The 15,492-nt window shown below is 65.2% G+C and carries 16 protein-coding genes; 12 read left to right on the top strand and 4 right to left on the bottom strand.

All coding sequences use genetic code 11. The annotated features are described in order from the left end of the window. Positions 1-24 precede the first annotated feature (24 nt). On the top strand, positions 25-591 hold the full coding sequence (locus tag LZ016_RS06065) for a helix-turn-helix domain-containing protein (protein WP_241446493.1): 567 nt from the start codon (positions 25-27) through the stop codon (positions 589-591). Between the two features lie 123 nt (positions 592-714). On the opposite strand, the gene paaZ is transcribed toward LZ016_RS06065, so the two are convergent. Then, positions 715-2,736, bottom strand: a complete 2,022-nt coding sequence (gene paaZ, locus LZ016_RS06060) for a phenylacetic acid degradation bifunctional protein PaaZ (protein ID WP_241446492.1) — start codon at positions 2,734-2,736, stop codon at positions 715-717. A gap of 109 nt (positions 2,737-2,845) precedes the next feature. On the opposite strand from paaZ, the gene LZ016_RS06055 reads away from it, so the two are divergent. Together LZ016_RS06055 and LZ016_RS06050 are read left to right on the top strand one after the other, a co-directional pair. Next, positions 2,846-3,220, top strand: a complete 375-nt coding sequence (locus LZ016_RS06055) for a VanZ family protein (protein WP_241446491.1) — start codon at positions 2,846-2,848, stop codon at positions 3,218-3,220. Between the two features lie 67 nt (positions 3,221-3,287). Continuing rightward, positions 3,288-3,863 carry a L,D-transpeptidase family protein gene (locus tag LZ016_RS06050; RefSeq protein ID WP_241446490.1) on the top strand — a complete coding sequence of 192 codons (576 nt, stop codon included), beginning with the start codon at positions 3,288-3,290 and terminating at the stop codon, positions 3,861-3,863. Positions 3,864-3,982: 119 nt separating this feature from the next. Here LZ016_RS06050 and paaG read toward each other — a convergent pair whose 3' ends face one another. Continuing rightward, the gene (gene paaG / locus LZ016_RS06045) at positions 3,983-4,771 is read right to left on the bottom strand and encodes a 2-(1,2-epoxy-1,2-dihydrophenyl)acetyl-CoA isomerase PaaG (RefSeq protein ID WP_241446488.1); all 789 of its coding nucleotides are present in this window, start codon (positions 4,769-4,771) and stop codon (positions 3,983-3,985) included. A 64-nt stretch (positions 4,772-4,835) separates the two neighbouring features. Here paaG and paaI point away from each other — a divergent pair, with 64 nt between their 5' ends. From paaI to LZ016_RS06000, 9 genes are read left to right on the top strand one after another with little or no spacing between them, the layout of a single operon-like run. Next, complete coding sequence (gene paaI / locus LZ016_RS06040) at positions 4,836-5,261, top strand: hydroxyphenylacetyl-CoA thioesterase PaaI (RefSeq protein WP_241446486.1); 426 nt, start codon at positions 4,836-4,838, stop codon at positions 5,259-5,261. A gap of 32 nt (positions 5,262-5,293) precedes the next feature. After that, positions 5,294-6,274 carry a 1,2-phenylacetyl-CoA epoxidase subunit PaaA gene (gene paaA / locus LZ016_RS06035; RefSeq protein ID WP_241446484.1) on the top strand — a complete coding sequence of 327 codons (981 nt, stop codon included), beginning with the start codon at positions 5,294-5,296 and terminating at the stop codon, positions 6,272-6,274. Beyond that, a complete protein-coding gene (gene paaB / locus LZ016_RS06030) occupies positions 6,271-6,555 on the top strand; it encodes a 1,2-phenylacetyl-CoA epoxidase subunit PaaB (protein WP_241446483.1) in 285 nt (94 codons plus the stop codon). Before paaA ends, paaB begins: the two co-directional genes overlap by 4 nt. Further along, entirely contained in the window at positions 6,555-7,364 is an 810-nt protein-coding gene (gene paaC, locus LZ016_RS06025) for a 1,2-phenylacetyl-CoA epoxidase subunit PaaC (RefSeq protein WP_241446482.1), read from the top strand. The genes paaB and paaC overlap by 1 nt, the downstream gene beginning before the upstream one ends. Continuing rightward, a complete protein-coding gene (locus tag LZ016_RS06020; protein WP_241446481.1) occupies positions 7,364-8,437 on the top strand; it encodes a ferredoxin--NADP reductase in 1,074 nt (357 codons plus the stop codon). The genes paaC and LZ016_RS06020 overlap by 1 nt, the downstream gene beginning before the upstream one ends. Positions 8,438-8,456: 19 nt before the next feature. Then, positions 8,457-9,656: an amino acid aminotransferase gene (locus LZ016_RS06015; RefSeq protein ID WP_241446480.1), complete on the top strand. Its 1,200-nt coding sequence runs from the start codon at positions 8,457-8,459 to the stop codon at positions 9,654-9,656. A 6-nt stretch (positions 9,657-9,662) separates the two neighbouring features. Further along, a complete protein-coding gene (locus LZ016_RS06010) occupies positions 9,663-11,720 on the top strand; it encodes an alpha-ketoacid dehydrogenase subunit alpha/beta (RefSeq protein WP_241446479.1) in 2,058 nt (685 codons plus the stop codon). 1 nt (position 11,721) lies between these two features. After that, positions 11,722-12,912: a dihydrolipoamide acetyltransferase family protein gene (locus LZ016_RS06005; RefSeq protein ID WP_241446478.1), complete on the top strand. Its 1,191-nt coding sequence runs from the start codon at positions 11,722-11,724 to the stop codon at positions 12,910-12,912. A gap of 3 nt (positions 12,913-12,915) precedes the next feature. After that, entirely contained in the window at positions 12,916-13,989 is a 1,074-nt protein-coding gene (locus LZ016_RS06000; RefSeq protein ID WP_241446476.1) for an AI-2E family transporter, read from the top strand. On the opposite strand, the gene LZ016_RS05995 is transcribed toward LZ016_RS06000, so the two are convergent. Further along, positions 13,968-14,696, bottom strand: a complete 729-nt coding sequence (locus LZ016_RS05995) for a metallophosphoesterase family protein (RefSeq protein ID WP_241446475.1) — start codon at positions 14,694-14,696, stop codon at positions 13,968-13,970. The genes LZ016_RS06000 and LZ016_RS05995 overlap by 22 nt on opposite strands. Then, a complete protein-coding gene (locus tag LZ016_RS05990; RefSeq protein ID WP_241446474.1) occupies positions 14,683-15,462 on the bottom strand; it encodes a nucleotidyltransferase family protein in 780 nt (259 codons plus the stop codon). Before LZ016_RS05990 ends, LZ016_RS05995 begins: the two co-directional genes overlap by 14 nt. Positions 15,463-15,492: the final 30 nt, after the last annotated feature.

The raw sequence follows: 15,492 nt of genomic DNA, 5'->3' as shown, positions 1-15,492 counted from the left end.
CGCGCCTTTTGCGCAGGGGGGCTCATGATCACACGAATTCGCGAAGTGCGGCGGGCGAAGGGGATGACGCTCGACGACGTTGCGAAGGCCTGCAAACCCGCCACGACCCCGCAGACGATCGGTCGGCTCGAAACGGGAATGCGCACCGTATCGGTCGGATGGCTCAACCGCATCGCCGACGCGCTCGGCGTCGACGCGAACGATTTGGTGGCTGGCGGGGCGGGCAAGGCCGAGCTGCCCGTCGTAGCTGTGCTCGGCCCCGGCGGGGCCTCGGCGCCCCGGAAGACCGCAGTGGTCATGGCTCCACGGCCCAAGGGCGACCAGGCGGCAATTACCGTCGCGGCGAGCACCGGCGACTACCGCTCGGGAGACGAGATCTGGTGCGAGATGATCGAGGCGGATGAATTTGCGCGAGCCATGAACCGCGACGTGCTCGTTCCACGGCCCGCCGGGCGGTTCCAGTTCGGCCGGCTGATCGGGCGCGACGATGAGAAGCTACACCTGCTCCCGCTCGGTGCAGGCGGAAGGCAGCAGGTGGTAACGAATCCGCAGTGGATTGCAGTGGCGACGAAGCTGGTTCGGAACCTGTAGGCGCGGCCGTCATTCGACAGCCATGTTTCTTTTCTTCTCCAATCGCCTCGGGTGCGCGTCGTCCCTGCTGATTACCGCGCTCGGAACGCTGCTGATCCTTTACCTGCTCGGCTGGATCGGCCGTTAGGGCACATTCTCAGTCAGAAGGTCGTAGGTCGCGACGAGTTCGTCCTTCTGGTTGTAGACTTCCACGGCCCACCGAACCTGTCCGGTTTCCTCTGACTTGATCGACTTGGAACGCACCGTGAGTTCGACGCGCAGGGAGTCGCCCGGATAGAGCGGCGTCAGAAAGCGCAAATTCTCGAGGCCGGTGTTGGCCAGTACGGGACCAGGATCGGGATCGACGAACAGCCCTGCGGCGAAGCTCAGGATGAGATAGCCGTGCGCAACCCGGCCTTCGAAGATCGGCGACGCCTTCGCCGCCTCCTCGTCCATGTGAGCGTAGAACTTGTCGCCCGTGAACTCCGCGAAATGCTCGATGTCCTGGACGCTGACCGTCCGGCTCGGCGTTTCCCAGGTGTCGCCGATGTTCAGCTCGGACATCTTCAGCCGGAACGGGTGGACGTCGATGACGTGCTTCGGACCGCCGGGAACGTACTGCCCGGTGATCGCGGCGATCATTGTCGGCGATGACTGGATCGCCGTCCGCTGCATATAGTGCTTCACGCCCCGGATGCCGCCCATCTCCTCGCCGCCGCCGGCGCGGCCTGGGCCGCCGTGGACGAGAACGGGCAAGGGCGAACCGTGCCCCGTCGATTCCTTGTGGTTCGTCCGGTCGATCACGAGCATCCGCCCGTGATAGGCGGCCGCCCCACGCACGAACTCCTGTGCGGCGTCCGGCGAGAGCGTGAACAGCGACAGCGCAAGGCTTCCCTTGCCGCGGTTCGCAAGGGCGATCGCATCGTCCATGTCGCGATAGGGCATGATCGTGGACACCGGCCCGAACGGCTCCACGTCGTGGACGGCTTGGGTCGCCCATGGATCGTCGGCGCGTAGCAGCACGGGTGAAAGGAAAGCGCCGCCTGCGAGTGCTGGCTCGGCCGCCGGATCTCCCGCGACGATGCGGGCGCCGGCCGCTTCGAGTTCGGCGATCTTCTGGCGCACATCTTCGCGCTGCGCGGTGCTGACGAGTGCGCCCATCCGCGTGTCCTCGGCCCGCGGATCCCCGACCTTTGTGCTTGCAAGCCGGTCTGCCAAGGCCTCCTGCACCGCATCGAGATATTGCGCCGGGGCCATCGCGCGACGGATCGCGGTGCACTTCTGCCCAGCCTTCACCGTCATCTCGATCGCGACCTCGCGGACGAACAGGTCGAATTCCGGCGTGCCCGGCGCTGCGTCGGGCCCAAGCACCGAGGCGTTTAGGCTGTCCTGCTCGGCTATGAAGCGCACGGACTCGCGCATCACCACGGGATGCGTGCGCAGCTTGAGTGCCGTCGACGCCGATCCCGTGAAGCTGACGACGTCCTGTCCCGTCAGATGATCGAACAGGTCGCCGACTCCTCCGACGATCAGCTGGACGGCGCCCGTTGGCAGCACGCCGCTCTCGATCATCACCCGGAACGCCGCTTCGGTCAGATAAGCGGTCGCCGACGCGGGCTTCACGATCGCCGGCACGCCCGCAAGCAGGGTAGGGGCGAGCTTTTCCAGCATGCCCCAGACGGGAAAGTTGAAGGCATTGATGTGAACCGCCGCGCCCTGCAGCGATGTGTAGATGTGCTGGCCGACGAACGTGCCGTTCTTCGACAGCGGCTCGAGCGCCCCATCCATCAGCACATGCGCGTCCGGAAGCTCGCGCCGGCCCTTCGACGAGAAGGAAAAGAGCGTGCCCGCGCCGCCCTCGATATCGATCCATCCGTCCTTGCGCGTGGCGCCGGTCAAATAGTTGAGCTCGTACAGCTCTTCCTTGCGCGCCATGATCGCCTGACCGAGCGCCTTCAGCATCCGCGCGCGTTCGTGGAAGGTCAACTTGCGCAGTGCCGGGCCGCCGACTTCACGGGCGTGCTTGAGCATGCCGCCGAAATCCAGGCCGCCCGAGCTGGTCGTTGCAACCGGCGACCCGTCGATGGCGCTGGCGATTTCCGCGAGCTGGCCTCCGCCGGGCGTCCAGCTGTCGAGCGCGTAGTTGAGTAGCTGAACGGTCTTCATCGCCTCACCTCTGTCGCGCCGTCATTGGGAGCAGCAATGCGGCGACGCAATCCACTTCCGACGAATCCGCGCTTCAACTCGCGGCTGGCGGTCCCTAGTTACGCAGGTCATGAGCCCGCAGCGTCGCCTCGCGATTCTTCGCATCGCTTTCTGGGCCGCGGCCTTGTTCGCATTCGTCATGGCGATCCTGCCGCACCCGCCGGAGGTGCCCGGAGCGCCGTCCGACAAGGTCCAGCACATTGCAGCGTTCCTGACGCTGGCTGCCTTGGCCTCCTTCGCTTACCCGACGACGAGCCCGGTCTATCTCGGCACCGGGCTGTCGCTCTTCGGAGCGTTCATCGAGCTGGTGCAATATGTGCCCTCGCTGCACCGCGATAGCGATCCACTCGACTGGATCGCGGATACGGCTGCTACGGCGCTGATGCTCATCTTCCTACACTGGCTGCGAGGCAAGTTCAGCGAGGCGGTCAGCCGGAAAAGCTGATCGCGCTTGTGCAACCCGAAAAGTTGCGGCAATCCTACCTCCCGCGAAGGCCAGATGCGGGTTAAAAATGCATAAACTGATCAAGGGTTTAGCGGTGGTTAGCGCCGCTCTTTTAGCGGGCTGCGAAACGGCGCCGCCGCCACCTGTTGCGCCGGTGATTGCGCAGCCGGAACCGCAGCCGGTTCCGTATCGCTGGACCAACGGATTTTCCGAGAAAGCGCACAAGGCGATGGTCGATACGTTCGGTCGCGCCTGGCTCACGCCCGGCAACTACGTTTGGGCCGAGAGCGTGCCGAAGGAAGGCGATCCCAAGATCGTCGTGGATCTGGTGACTCAGACTGCCTACGCCTATCGCGGCGATGTGTTGGTCGGCGCTGCGTCGATCTCGAGCGCCAAGACGGGGATGGTCACGCCGCTGGGCTTCTGGAAGATTCAGGAGAAGCGGCCGATGTACCGCTCCAAGAAGTACGGCAACGCGCCGATGCCCTTCATGCAGCGAATCGACGAGTACGGCATCGCGTTCCACGGCGGGAATAACCCGGGCTATCCGGCGAGCCACGGCTGCATTCGCATGCCGATGAAGTTCGCCGAAAAGCTGTACGGGCTGACGAAGCTCGGCACGGAAGTCGTGATCGAGGGCTAGGCCCTCAAAACACGCCGATCAGAAGACAGGCCAGTAGGACCATGTGGTGAAGCCGCATGGCCGGTGAGTAGCGCGCGCCCGACTGACTGGCATTCGGGAGCGCATCCGGATCGGACCGATCAGCGTCCGACGAAATTCGGCTGCCGTTTCTCCAGGAAAGCAGCGACCCCTTCGCGATAGTCGGCGGTGTAGCCAAGGCGACGCATGCGATCGCGCTGGTGATTGAGTTCTTCGTCGAGCGTGTGCCCCCAGCTCGCGCGCATCATTTCCTTGATCGCTGCCAGCCCAAGCGGCGGGAGCGATGCCAGCTTTCGCGCCAAGGCGTCCACCTCATCGTCGAGAGCTTCGTCGTCGACGCACTTCCAGATCATGCCCCATTCCTCAGCCGTCTCTGCCGGAAGCGGGTCTCCGGTCAGCGCCAGCCCGAGGGCGCGGGCATGGCCGAGGAGGCGGGGAAGGATCCAGGTGCCGCCGCTGTCCGGAATTAGGCCGATGGCCGAGAAGCTCTGGATGAACTTCGCCGACCGGGCCGCCACGACGATGTCGCAGGCGAGCGCGACATTGGCGCCTGCGCCGGCGGCGACGCCGTTGACGCGCGCGATTACCGGCTGCGGCATGCTGGTCAGCCGCCGGATCAGCGGATTCCAGCACGTCTCGACGGTCATGCCGAGGTCGATCGGATGTTCCTCGGTCGTCACCGCACGATCGTTGAGGTCCTGCCCGGCGCAGAAGCCGCGACCTGCACCCGTCAGGACGATCACACGCGCGTCGCCGACATGCTCGCGTAGTGCGTCGCGAACTTCCTGGTGCATCGCGGCGGTGAAGCTGTTGAGGCGGTCCGGACGGTTCAGCGTGATGCGCGCAACGCCGTCCTCCTGTTCGAAGATGATGTGCTCGTACTCGCCCATGGCGCTCTCCCCGATTTCCCGGCAGGGAAGAAGCAAGGTGACGGCCCGGTCAAGGGGAGGAAAGGTGGACGCGGACGATCTCGCCGATCGCGTGGCGCATGAGATGCTCGCGTCGGAAGGCACAGGGCCGGCGTGGGGCATTGAGATCGAGGAGGCCCGGCTCGGCTACGCCCGAATCCGAATGACGCTGCGCGAGGACATGTTGAACGGGCATCGCATCGCGCATGGCGGGATCGTGTTCAGCCTGGCCGACACGGCGTTCGCTTATGCCTGCAATGGCGGAAACGTGCGGACCGTGGCCGCTCAGGCATCCATCGTCTTCCTGGATGCGGCAAAGGAAGGCGAGACCCTGATCGCCGAAGCCGAGGAGACCACACGCGTTGGCCGGAGTGGCGTGACGAGAGTGTTCGTCAGAACGGCGGACGGTCGCCCGATCGCCGAATTCACCGGCTATTCCCGCACCATAGGCGGTGCTGTTGTCGATGTTTGAACGTTAAGGCTGACAGAGGTACATCGCACGCCATGTATACGACCGAGCTTCAGAAGACGGCGAAGATCGAGAACCTCGAGGACCCCAAGCTCCTCGAAGCTTTCGAGGCGCGCGTCGCGGCGGACGAGTTCATCGAGCCCAAGGACTGGATGCCCGAGGCCTATCGCCGCACGCTGACGCGGCAGATCTCGCAGCATGCGCACAGCGAAATCGTCGGCATGCTTCCGGAGGGCAATTGGATCACTCGCGCTCCGTCTCTGCGGCGCAAGGCGATCCTGCTCGCCAAGGTGCAGGACGAGGCCGGACACGGGCTCTACCTCTATTGCGCTGCCGAGACGCTCGGCACGAGCCGCGACCAGATGATCGAGGCGCTGCACAGCGGCAAGGCTAAGTACTCGACCATCTTCAACTATCCGACGCTCACTTGGGCGGACATCGGCGCGATCGGCTGGCTGGTCGACGGCGCCGCGATCATGAACCAGGTGCCGCTGCAGCGGACGAGCTACGGTCCCTACGCCCGCGCTATGGTGCGAGTGTGCAAGGAAGAGAGCTTCCACCAGCGCCAGGGCTACGAAATCATGATTGCCATGGCGAACGGCACGGCCGAGCAGAAGCGGATGGCGCAGGACGCGCTCAACCGCTGGTGGTGGCCGTCGCTGATGATGTTCGGCCCGCCCGACGCGGACAGCCCCAACACGGCGCAGTCGATGCGCTGGCGGATCAAGCGCGAGACCAATGACGAGCTCCGCCAGAAGTTCGTCGACATCACCGTTCCGCAGGCCGACTTCCTCGGGCTGACCGTCCCCGACGCCGACCTCAAGTGGAACGAGGAAAAAGGCGGCTACGACTTCGGCGAGGTCGACTGGGAGGAATTTTACTCGGTCGTTCGCGGCGAGGGGCCGGTCGCCAAGGAGCGCATGGAAGCTCGGCGCAAGGCCTGGGAAGACGGCGCCTGGGTCCGCGACGCGGCTGCCGCGCATGAAGCCAAGCGCCGCGAAAGGAAGGCGGCGTGAGCCATGACTGGCCGCTCTGGGAAGTCTTCGTCCGTACCAAGGGCGGTCTTTCGCATCGCCACTTTGGCAGCGTTCATGCTCCTGACGCGGAGCTCGCGCTCCGCCACGCGCGCGACACGTACACGCGGCGCCAGGAAGGCGTGAGCATCTGGGTCGTCCCCTCGGCGGAGATCGTTGCCTCCGACCCTGAGCAGGCGGGCGCGCTGTTCGAGCCGGCGGCCGACAAGATCTATCGGCACCCGACCTTCTACGACATCCCGGACGAGGTGAAGCACATCTGATGGCTTCGCTGCCGCCGATCGACCTGCCGACCGGAGCGACCGGGAAGGGCAGTTTCGACGCGCCGTCCGCCGGGGAGCCGGATGCCGCGCGCTTCGACTATTTGCTCCGCCTCGGCGACGACTCGCTGATCCTGGGTCAGCGCCTCAGCGAATGGTGCGGCCATGCGCCGGTGCTGGAGGTCGACCTCAGCCTTGCAAACCTGTCGCTCGACCTGATCGGACAAGCCACGCATTTGCTGGAGGAGGCGGGCGACGGTGACAAGCTGGCGTTCCACCGCGACGTTCTCGACTTTCGGAACTGCCTGCTCGTCGAGCAGCCGAACGGCGACTTCGGACGCACGATGGCGCGGCATCTGCTGTTCTCGACGTGGCAGCACATGCTGTTCCAGCGCCTGACACTGTCGAGCGACCGCTTCCTCGCCGAGTTCGCAGCGAAAGCGGTGAAGGAAGTCGCCTACCATCGCGAGCTGTCGGCCGAGTGGGTCGTCCGCCTGGGTGACGGCACCGAGGAAAGCGCCCAACGAATGGCGGAAGGGCTCGACTGGAACTGGCGCTTCGTCCCGGAGCTGTTCGAGGTGGATGACGAGCTTCAGAAGTTGATCGATCGCGGCATCGCCCCGGACCCGCGTGAATTCGAAGACGAATATCGCTCAGCGATCGCGGGCGTCCTCGCCGCGGCGAAGCTCGAAGTCCCTGCCGACCAGCGCCCGATCCTCGGCGGCCGCCGCGGCCACCACAGTGAGCATCTCGGGCACCTGCTAGCGGTGATGCAGTTCCTGCCGCGCACCTACCCCGACGCGACCTGGTAATGAGCGCGCATTTCTACCCGCTGAAGGTGGCGGAGATCGTTCCGGAGACCGCCGAAGCCAACTCGATCCGCTTCGACCTGCCGGTCGATCTGCGGGAGGTCTTCGCGTTCAAGGCCGGACAGCACCTCACGCTCAAGGCAACGATCGACGGCGAGGAAGTGCGCCGCAACTACTCGCTCTGTACCGCGCCCGAGGAACAGGACTGGATGGTGACCGTGAAGCGGATCGCCGGCGGCCTGTTCTCCAACTGGGTCGGAGACGCCCTGAAGGCCGGTGACACGATCGAAGTAATGCCACCGCACGGCAGCTTCACGACTGAGTTCGCGCCATCGGCCAGGCGTCACATCGTAGGCATCGCGGGCGGTTCCGGCATCACGCCCGTCCTGTCGCTGCTCAAGACCACACTGAAGGAAGAGCCGGAGAGTCAGTTCACCCTGCTTTACGGCAATCGCGACAGCAGCTCGATCATCTTCCTCGATGCGCTTGCCGACCTGAAGGACCGCTACGTCGGCCGACTCTCGCTCCACCATTTTCTCGCCGAGGAAGAGGGCGACATCGACCTGTTTAACGGTATGCTCGACCGCGCGCGCTGCGACGTGGCGATCACGGCCCTGGTCGGCGATCCCTCCAGCGTCGACGCCTGGTTCATCTGCGGCCCGGGTCCGATGATGGATGCGGCGGAGGGCGCCCTGCTCGACCGGAACGTCGACAAGGAGCGCATCCACATCGAGCGCTTCACCGCCGACCGTCCTTCCGCCGCGCTCGCAGCCGAGATGGCGCAGCTTCAGACCAAGGCGGCGGGAGCGACCATGTCGGTCACGCTCGATGGCCGCACGCGCCGCGTCGCTTTCACCGAGAGCAACATACTCGACAGCGCCCGTGCGTCCGGTCTGCCGGCGCCCTTCGCCTGCAAGGCGGGCGTCTGCGCCACCTGCAGAGCCAAAGTGACCAGCGGCAAGGTCGAAATGGCTGCGCGCTACGGCCTTACGGACGAAGAAGTCGCCGCCGGTTACGTCCTCACCTGCCAGTCCGTGCCGGTCGGAGAGGGCGTCGCAGTGGATTACGACGCGTAGCCGCGCTAAGCGCGGTTTCATGCTGACCGAAACCGATACTCGCGCTCGTGGACTGGCCGATCTTCCGGCTGTCGAGACCGATTCCCTCCTTCAGCTGATCGCGCTCTGCAACGCCGATCCGCGGCCAGAAAAGATCGACGCCGGAGTTGGCGTTTTCCGGGACAGCGAAGGCCGGACGCCGATCCTCAAGGTCATCAAGGAAGCCGAGCAGATCCTCGTCGATACCCAAGAGTCGAAATCGTACCTCGGGATGGCGGGCGACAAGCGCTACACGGAGCTTCTGCGTCCCATCGCGCTCGGCCGGCACGCTGAAGACCCCCGCATCGCCGGCTTGCAGACCCCGGGCGGCTGCGGTGCGCTCCGTCTCGGCTTCGAGCTGATTGCGACCGCGAACCCGCAGGCGCGCGTAATCGTCGGCACGCCCACCTGGCCGAACCACCCGCCGATCATTCGCGCGGTCGGTCTGCAGATCGTCGAATATCCCTATTACGACCGCGAGGCCGGAAGCATCCGTTTCGACGCAATGGTCTCAGCGCTGAAGGAAGGGCGCCCGGGCGACGTCGTTCTCCTCCACGGCTGCTGTCATAACCCGACCGGCGCCGATCTCAGCGACGACCAGTGGGACGAGGTCACGCGCATCGTCGTCGAGCGCGGCCTGCTTCCCTTCGTCGACATCGCCTACCAGGGCTTCGCGCGCGGCCTTGAGCAGGATGCCCGCGGCCTGCACGGCCTGCTCGACGTTTGCGACGAGCTCATTGCCGCTCACAGCTGCGACAAGAACTTCAGCGTCTATCGCGATCGCGTCGGGACGCTGTTCCTCAAGACGGGTTCGGCCGAAGCGACCGCGCGAGCGATGGCGCACGTGTCGCAGCGCGCGCGCGAAATGTGGTCGATGCCGCCCGATCACGGCGCCGCGGCCGTTCGCATCGTCCTCGACACCCCGGAACTGAAGCAGCGCTGGCCGGGCGAGCTTTCCGCGATGCGCGACCGGATCAATGCCGTGCGCCAGCGCATCGCGTCGGCCGACCCGCGTCTCGCCTACATCGGCGGCCAGTTCGGCATGTTCTCCATGCTGCCGGTCAGCAAGGAGCAGGTGCTGGCGCTGCGTGAGAAGCATGCGATCTACATGGCGGACAGCGGCCGCTTCAACGTCGTCGGCCTCAGCGACGCGCAGGTCGATCGATTTGTCGCCGCCGTGGTCGAGACGTTGAACGCGTAACTCGTCATGGCAGATCGCGACCCCGGCAAAGTATCGTCCAAGGTGAATTGGCGCGACGTCGCGCGCTGGGTTCTGACCAGCCGCGAACTCGACAGGATCGAAGAGCAGGAGCTCGTTCCTGCCAAGAAGGTCCTCTACCAATTCTCCGCGCGAGGCCATGATCTCGCGCAGGTTCTGCTGGGACTTCAGCTTCGTCGCGGCGATGCGGTCGGCGGTTATTATCGGTCGCGCCCGCTGCTGCTGACGCTCGGCGTTCCGCTGACCGACGCGCTTGGGTCGCCGATGGGTCTCGCTGGAGGATATTCCGACGGCCGCGACATCGGCGCCGTCTTCAACCATCCGGGACCGGATGGGCCGATTGCCTTGCCGATGGCCGGCGGGGTGGGGACCCAATACACGCCGTCGGTCGGGTGGGCGCAGGCGATCGAGTACAAGCGCAAGGTGCTGGGCGAAGGGCCGGAAGACGCCATCGCGGTGGTGCTCGGCGGCGATGCCAGCTGCGCAACGGGCGGATTTTGGTCCGCACTAACCATTGCTACGACTCAACAATTGCCGCTTCTCATTTATATCGAGGACAATGGCTACGGCATCTCGGTTCCGTCCGAATATCAGACGCCAGGCGGCAACATCGCGGCGAACCTCGGTAGCTTCAAAGGTCTCACGATCCTGGGCGGCGACGGCACAGATCCGGGGCAGGCCGCGCAGCTCACCGAAGAGGCGGTCGACTTCGTACGCCGCAAGCGCGCGCCCGCGCTGCTGCGGCTCACCGTGCCCCGTCTTGAAGGACACAGCTTTCAGGACACGCAGGCCTACAAGTCCAAGGAGTTCATCGAGGCCGAATGGGTGCGCGATCCCTTGCCCAAGCTGAAGTCGCATTGCGCCAAGTTCCAGATCGGCGATGACGATTGGGAGCGGCTGGAGCGGGAGGTCGCCTGGGAAGTGGGCGCGGCCCTCGCGGAAGCGCAGCAGCGGCCGACCTCGGAGCCCGAGCAGGTCACGCGCCATGTCTTCTTCGAGGACGAGGTTCAGGAAGTCGGCGGGCTGATCAACGCCGGTTGGGCTCCTCCGGCGTCCACGGACGTTGCGGCGACCGACGGGCAGCGGATCAACATGGTCACCGCGATCCGCCGCACGCTCGAGCAGGAGATCGAGTCCAACGAGCGCGTCCTGATGTTCGGTGAGGACATCGGGCCGAAGGGCGGCGTCCACGCCGTCACCTTGGGCCTGCAGGAGAAGTTTGGTCGCGACCGCGTCTTCGACACCTCGCTCAACGAGGAAGGCATCATCGGCCGCGCCGTCGGCATGGCTCTCGCGGGCCTCATGCCCGTGGCCGAGATCCAGTTCCGCAAATATGCCGAGCCCGCGAGCGAGCAGCTCCACGACTGCGGCACGATGCGCTGGCGCACGCGCAACCGCTTTGCAGCGCCCATCGTAGTACGCATGCCGGGCGGGTTCCTGAAGACGGGCGATCCGTGGCACAGCCAGACCAACGAGGTGGAATTCGTCCACAATCCCGGCTGGCTCGTCGCTGTGCCCTCGAACGCCGCGGATGCGGTCGGCCTCCTGCGCGCTTCGCTTCGCGGCAACGATCCGGTGATCTTCTTCGAGCATCGCGCAATGCTCGACGATTCATGGGCGCGCCGCCCGTGGCCCGGGGACGACTACGTCCTGCCGTTCGGCCGGGCGAAGAAGACGCGCGAAGGCGACAAGATCACCATCGTCACCTGGGGCGCGATGGTCCCCCGTTGCGAAGCGGCCGCCGAGGGCGTCAGCGCCGACGTCATCGACTTGCGCACGCTCATGCCGTGGGATCGGGAGATGGTGCTGGAAAGCGTCCGCCGGACTCGTCGTTGCCTCATCGTGCACGAAGACCTGCGCAGTGGCGGATTCGGTGCGGAAATCGCGGCCGTAGTCGCCGACGAGGCCTTCCTGGACCTCGATGCTCCCGTCGCGCGCGTGACCATGCCGGACATCCCAAGCCCGCATCACCCGCGGCTGCTGGAATGGGCCGTCCCGTCGGTCGAGCGGATCCGCGCCGAGATCGACCGCCTGGTGGGGTTCTGAGTTGATCGACGTCCGCGTTCCCGACGAGCAGGAGGGCACGAAGGCGATCGTTCGCGCCTGGCTCAAGCAGATTGGCGATGCGGTCGCCGAGAACGATCCACTCGTCGAGATCGAGACCGACAAGGTCACGCAGGAAGTGTCGGCGCCGGCGGCCGGTGTGCTATCCGAAATCGTGCTCGACACGGACGCGGAGGCGGTTCCGGGTGCGCTCCTGGGTCGCATCTCCACGGACGACGTAGCGGCGACCGAGGTCGCGCCGAAGGCTGAAGCCGCTCCTTCGGTCGCAGAGCGAGCAGTCGCAAGGCCGGCGCCGCTATCGGGCGATCAGGAAACGCGTCTTTCACCCTCCGTCCGCCGCGCCTGTCTTCAGCACGGCATCGATCCTTCACGCATTGCTGGGACCGGCCGAAACGGGCGCATCACGCGCGAGGACGTCGATCGCCTCGTCGCCTCCGCGACAGTTGTCAGCGTGGGCGAGCCCGCAACCGCTCAGCCGCGGCAATTTTCCGCGCAGGACATTCCGCACGATAGAATGCGGACGACGATCGCCGAGAACATGGTGCGCGCCGTCAGCGAAGCTCCGCACGTCACCGCCGTGTTCGAGGCGGACTTCTCGGCCATAGCGGCGCACAAGGCAGCGCTTGCGGCCAAGGGCAAAAAGCTCAGCTACACCGCCTACATCGTGAAGGCGGTTGGCGAAGCGATGGCCGTCGCGCCCGCGATCAACGGGCGGTGGGAAAAGGACCGGATCGCGATCTCCCCGACCATCGATGTCGGCGTCGCCACGGCGCTCGGCGAAAAGGGTCTCGTCGTACCCGTCGTGAAGGATGTCGCGAGCCTCTCGCTCGAGCAGGTCGGGGCGAAGCTGGAAGATCTCACTCGCCGCGCACGCGACGGCAAGCTGGAGCGCACCGACGTTTCGGGCGGCAGCTTCACCATTTCCAATCATGGCGTATCGGGCTCGCTGCTCGCTGCGCCGATCATCCTGCACCAGGGGCAGGCGGCGATCCTTGGGGTGGGCAAGCTCGAAAAGCGCGTCATCGTTCGCGAGGTCGATGGGCAAGATGCGATCCTGATCCGCCCAATGGCTTACGTGACGCTCACCATCGACCATCGCGTCGTTGACGGGCATCAGACCAATGCATGGCTGACGCGCTTCGTGGAAATCATCGAGACGTGGCCCTCGGCGTGAGTCATGGCTGAGCCCGCGCCGATGAGCGACGAGCGGCGTTTCGTCCGCCGCGTGCTCATCGTCCTTGGGCTCACCACGCTCGTCATCCTCGCCTGGCAGCTCCGAACGCTGCTGCTCATGCTGTTCGGCGCGATCGTCGTTGCGACGGTCTTCCGCGCTTTCGCCGACCGCATCGAGAAGCTCGTGCGCTGCCGGCAGGGCATTGCCATCGTCGTGTCGATCGCTATTGGGTTGGCGATCATCATCGGCCTCGTCGCTTTGTTCGGCTCGCACGTCGTGCAGCAGGTCGCCCTGCTCAGGGAGACACTGCCCGCCGCCTGGAAGACGGTCGAAGCCCGCCTAGGTGACGTCGGCCTTGGTGAGCAGGTCAAGCATCTGGCGCAGAGCATCAAGGCGCCGGGGGGGAGCAGCTTCTCCGCCTTTGCCGCGACGGTTCTGTCCATCGGGAGCGGCATCGCCGACGTCATCGTGGTCATCGTCGCCGGCATATTCCTGGCGACCCAACCGCGCTTCTATCTCACAGGTGCAGTAAAGCTCATTCCGCCGGGCAAACGCCACCTTGCGCTCGAGGCCATCACGGAGTCCGAGACGGCTCTTCGCCTCTGGCTTCGCGGTCAGCTGATCGCGATGGTTGCCGTCGGACTGCTGACCGGTATCGGGCTCTGGTATCTCGGCATGCCTTCCGCGCTGACGCTCGGCCTGCTTGCCGGCGTCCTCGAATTCATTCCATTCATCGGTCCCATCCTGTCGATGGTACCGGCGGTCCTGTTGGCGCTCGCGGTGAGCCCCGATCTCGCGCTGTGGGTGCTGCTGCTCTACTTCCTGGTGCAGCAATTCGAGGGCTACCTGCTGACGCCGCTCGTCCAGCAATACGCAGTCGATCTCCCCGGGGTTGTCCTGCTCTTCTCGCTCATTGCGTTCGGCGCCTTGTTCGGAACGCTGGGCGTGATCCTCGCGGCGCCTCTGACAGTCGTCAGCTACGTGCTGGTGAAGCGGCTATATGTAATCGAAACGCTTCACACGCCGACGCCGATTCCCGGCGAAGACGTGGCGCATCACACCTCCAGCAAGGCGTAGGGCCGCCCGAACTTCGGCTTCACCACGAATTGCGCGACATTGTAGACGGGCGTCCCGCGGCGTGTCCGGCCCTCGTATGTCCCGTGGTGCGCGTGGCCGTGGACGACCGCCTTCACATTGTCGAACCGGTCGATCGCGTCTGCGAGGCGGGCGGAGCCCAGATACTGGAAGATCTCGATCGGTTCGCCCTCGAGCGTCTCAATGATCGGGGAGTAATGCAGCACGGCGACGCTTCGCTCGGTCCGAAGCGTCCGCAGGCCATTCTCCAACTTTCGCGCTTCGTTCATCGCTTCGTCGACGAACGCCTTGATGATGGGCTCGCCGAATGGTGCCAGCTCACCACGGCCGAAACCGCCGACGAAGCCCTTCACGCCTGCGAACCCGACTCCCTGGACCTCGACGGCCTGCTCATCGAGCACCGTCATGCCGGCCTCGTGCAGGATCGCCGCCACGTTCTCGGGCTGACCGCATTCGTAGTCGTGATTGCCCAGCACGCCGAGGACGGGAATGTCGCAGGTGCGGATGTCCTCGGCCAGGATCTCCGCCTCCGACGTCTTCCCGAAATTGGTGAGATCCCCGCACAAAACCAGCACGTCGGCCGTGCGGGAAATCTCCGCGAACATCTCCCGGTAGGGGGCGACGCTTCCTTCGGTGACGTGGAGATCGCCGATCGCGGCGACCGTGATGGTGTCATTACCTGTTGGCATAATCTTCTTCGAGATTTCCGACCGCTTCCGAGAAGCCCCACTGGTCGACGTCGATCATGTAGTCGCGGGGGCTGAAGATGCGTCCGCGGCAGACCCGCTTCTCGGCGGCCGGCATTTCCAGCTGGGCATTGAGCCGCTCGAGCAGTTCGTCGATCACCCAGCGCGGCACAAGATCGCGCTCGCTGGGGTAGACGAAGCGGAAGTTCAGCACCGCCATCAGCAGGACTTCCCAGTAGAGCTCCATGTCCGAGATGAGCTGCTGCCAGTCGATGTCCTCCGATCGCTTCAGGATCATGTGGTTCACGTCCGCGCCGTCGTAGCGGTAGCGGTCGGCCACGAAGATCTTCGACCAGACGAACTGGGTCGGCGGCACCAAATGGACCTTGGTCCCGAACAGGCGAGCCTCGGGCGCATGCGCGAACCATTCGTCGTTCACATGCGTGGAGGATGTCGGCATGTTCGTGATGACATCAACGAACAGGTCGCCCCGAGTCACACGGTAGAGCCAGCGCTCGTCGACGATCTGAACGTCGAATCCGCGTTCCTTGAAGAAGGACAGGATGCGCAGTGCATCGCCCGCCTTGGCGAATACGTCCACGTCCTTCGTCGGCCGGACGATGCCCGTGTAGCATGACAAGGCGTAAGTGCCGGACAGCAGGAACGGGATTTCGGATTCCGCCATCAACCGGATGACTTCCGCGTAGAATCCCTCCGCGGATTCAGGCGCGGAGAATTCGTCGGGCGGCGTTAGCGGTTGATGCATCATCCGCCACTCAACGGGGCGGAGGCGAGGGGG

This window comes from Sphingomonas telluris (genome assembly GCF_022568775.1).
In the GTDB taxonomy this organism is placed as follows: domain Bacteria; phylum Pseudomonadota; class Alphaproteobacteria; order Sphingomonadales; family Sphingomonadaceae; genus Sphingomicrobium; species Sphingomicrobium telluris.
The sequence above is the reverse complement of the archived record's forward strand: the minus strand, read 5'-3'. Positions and strand labels throughout refer to the sequence as shown.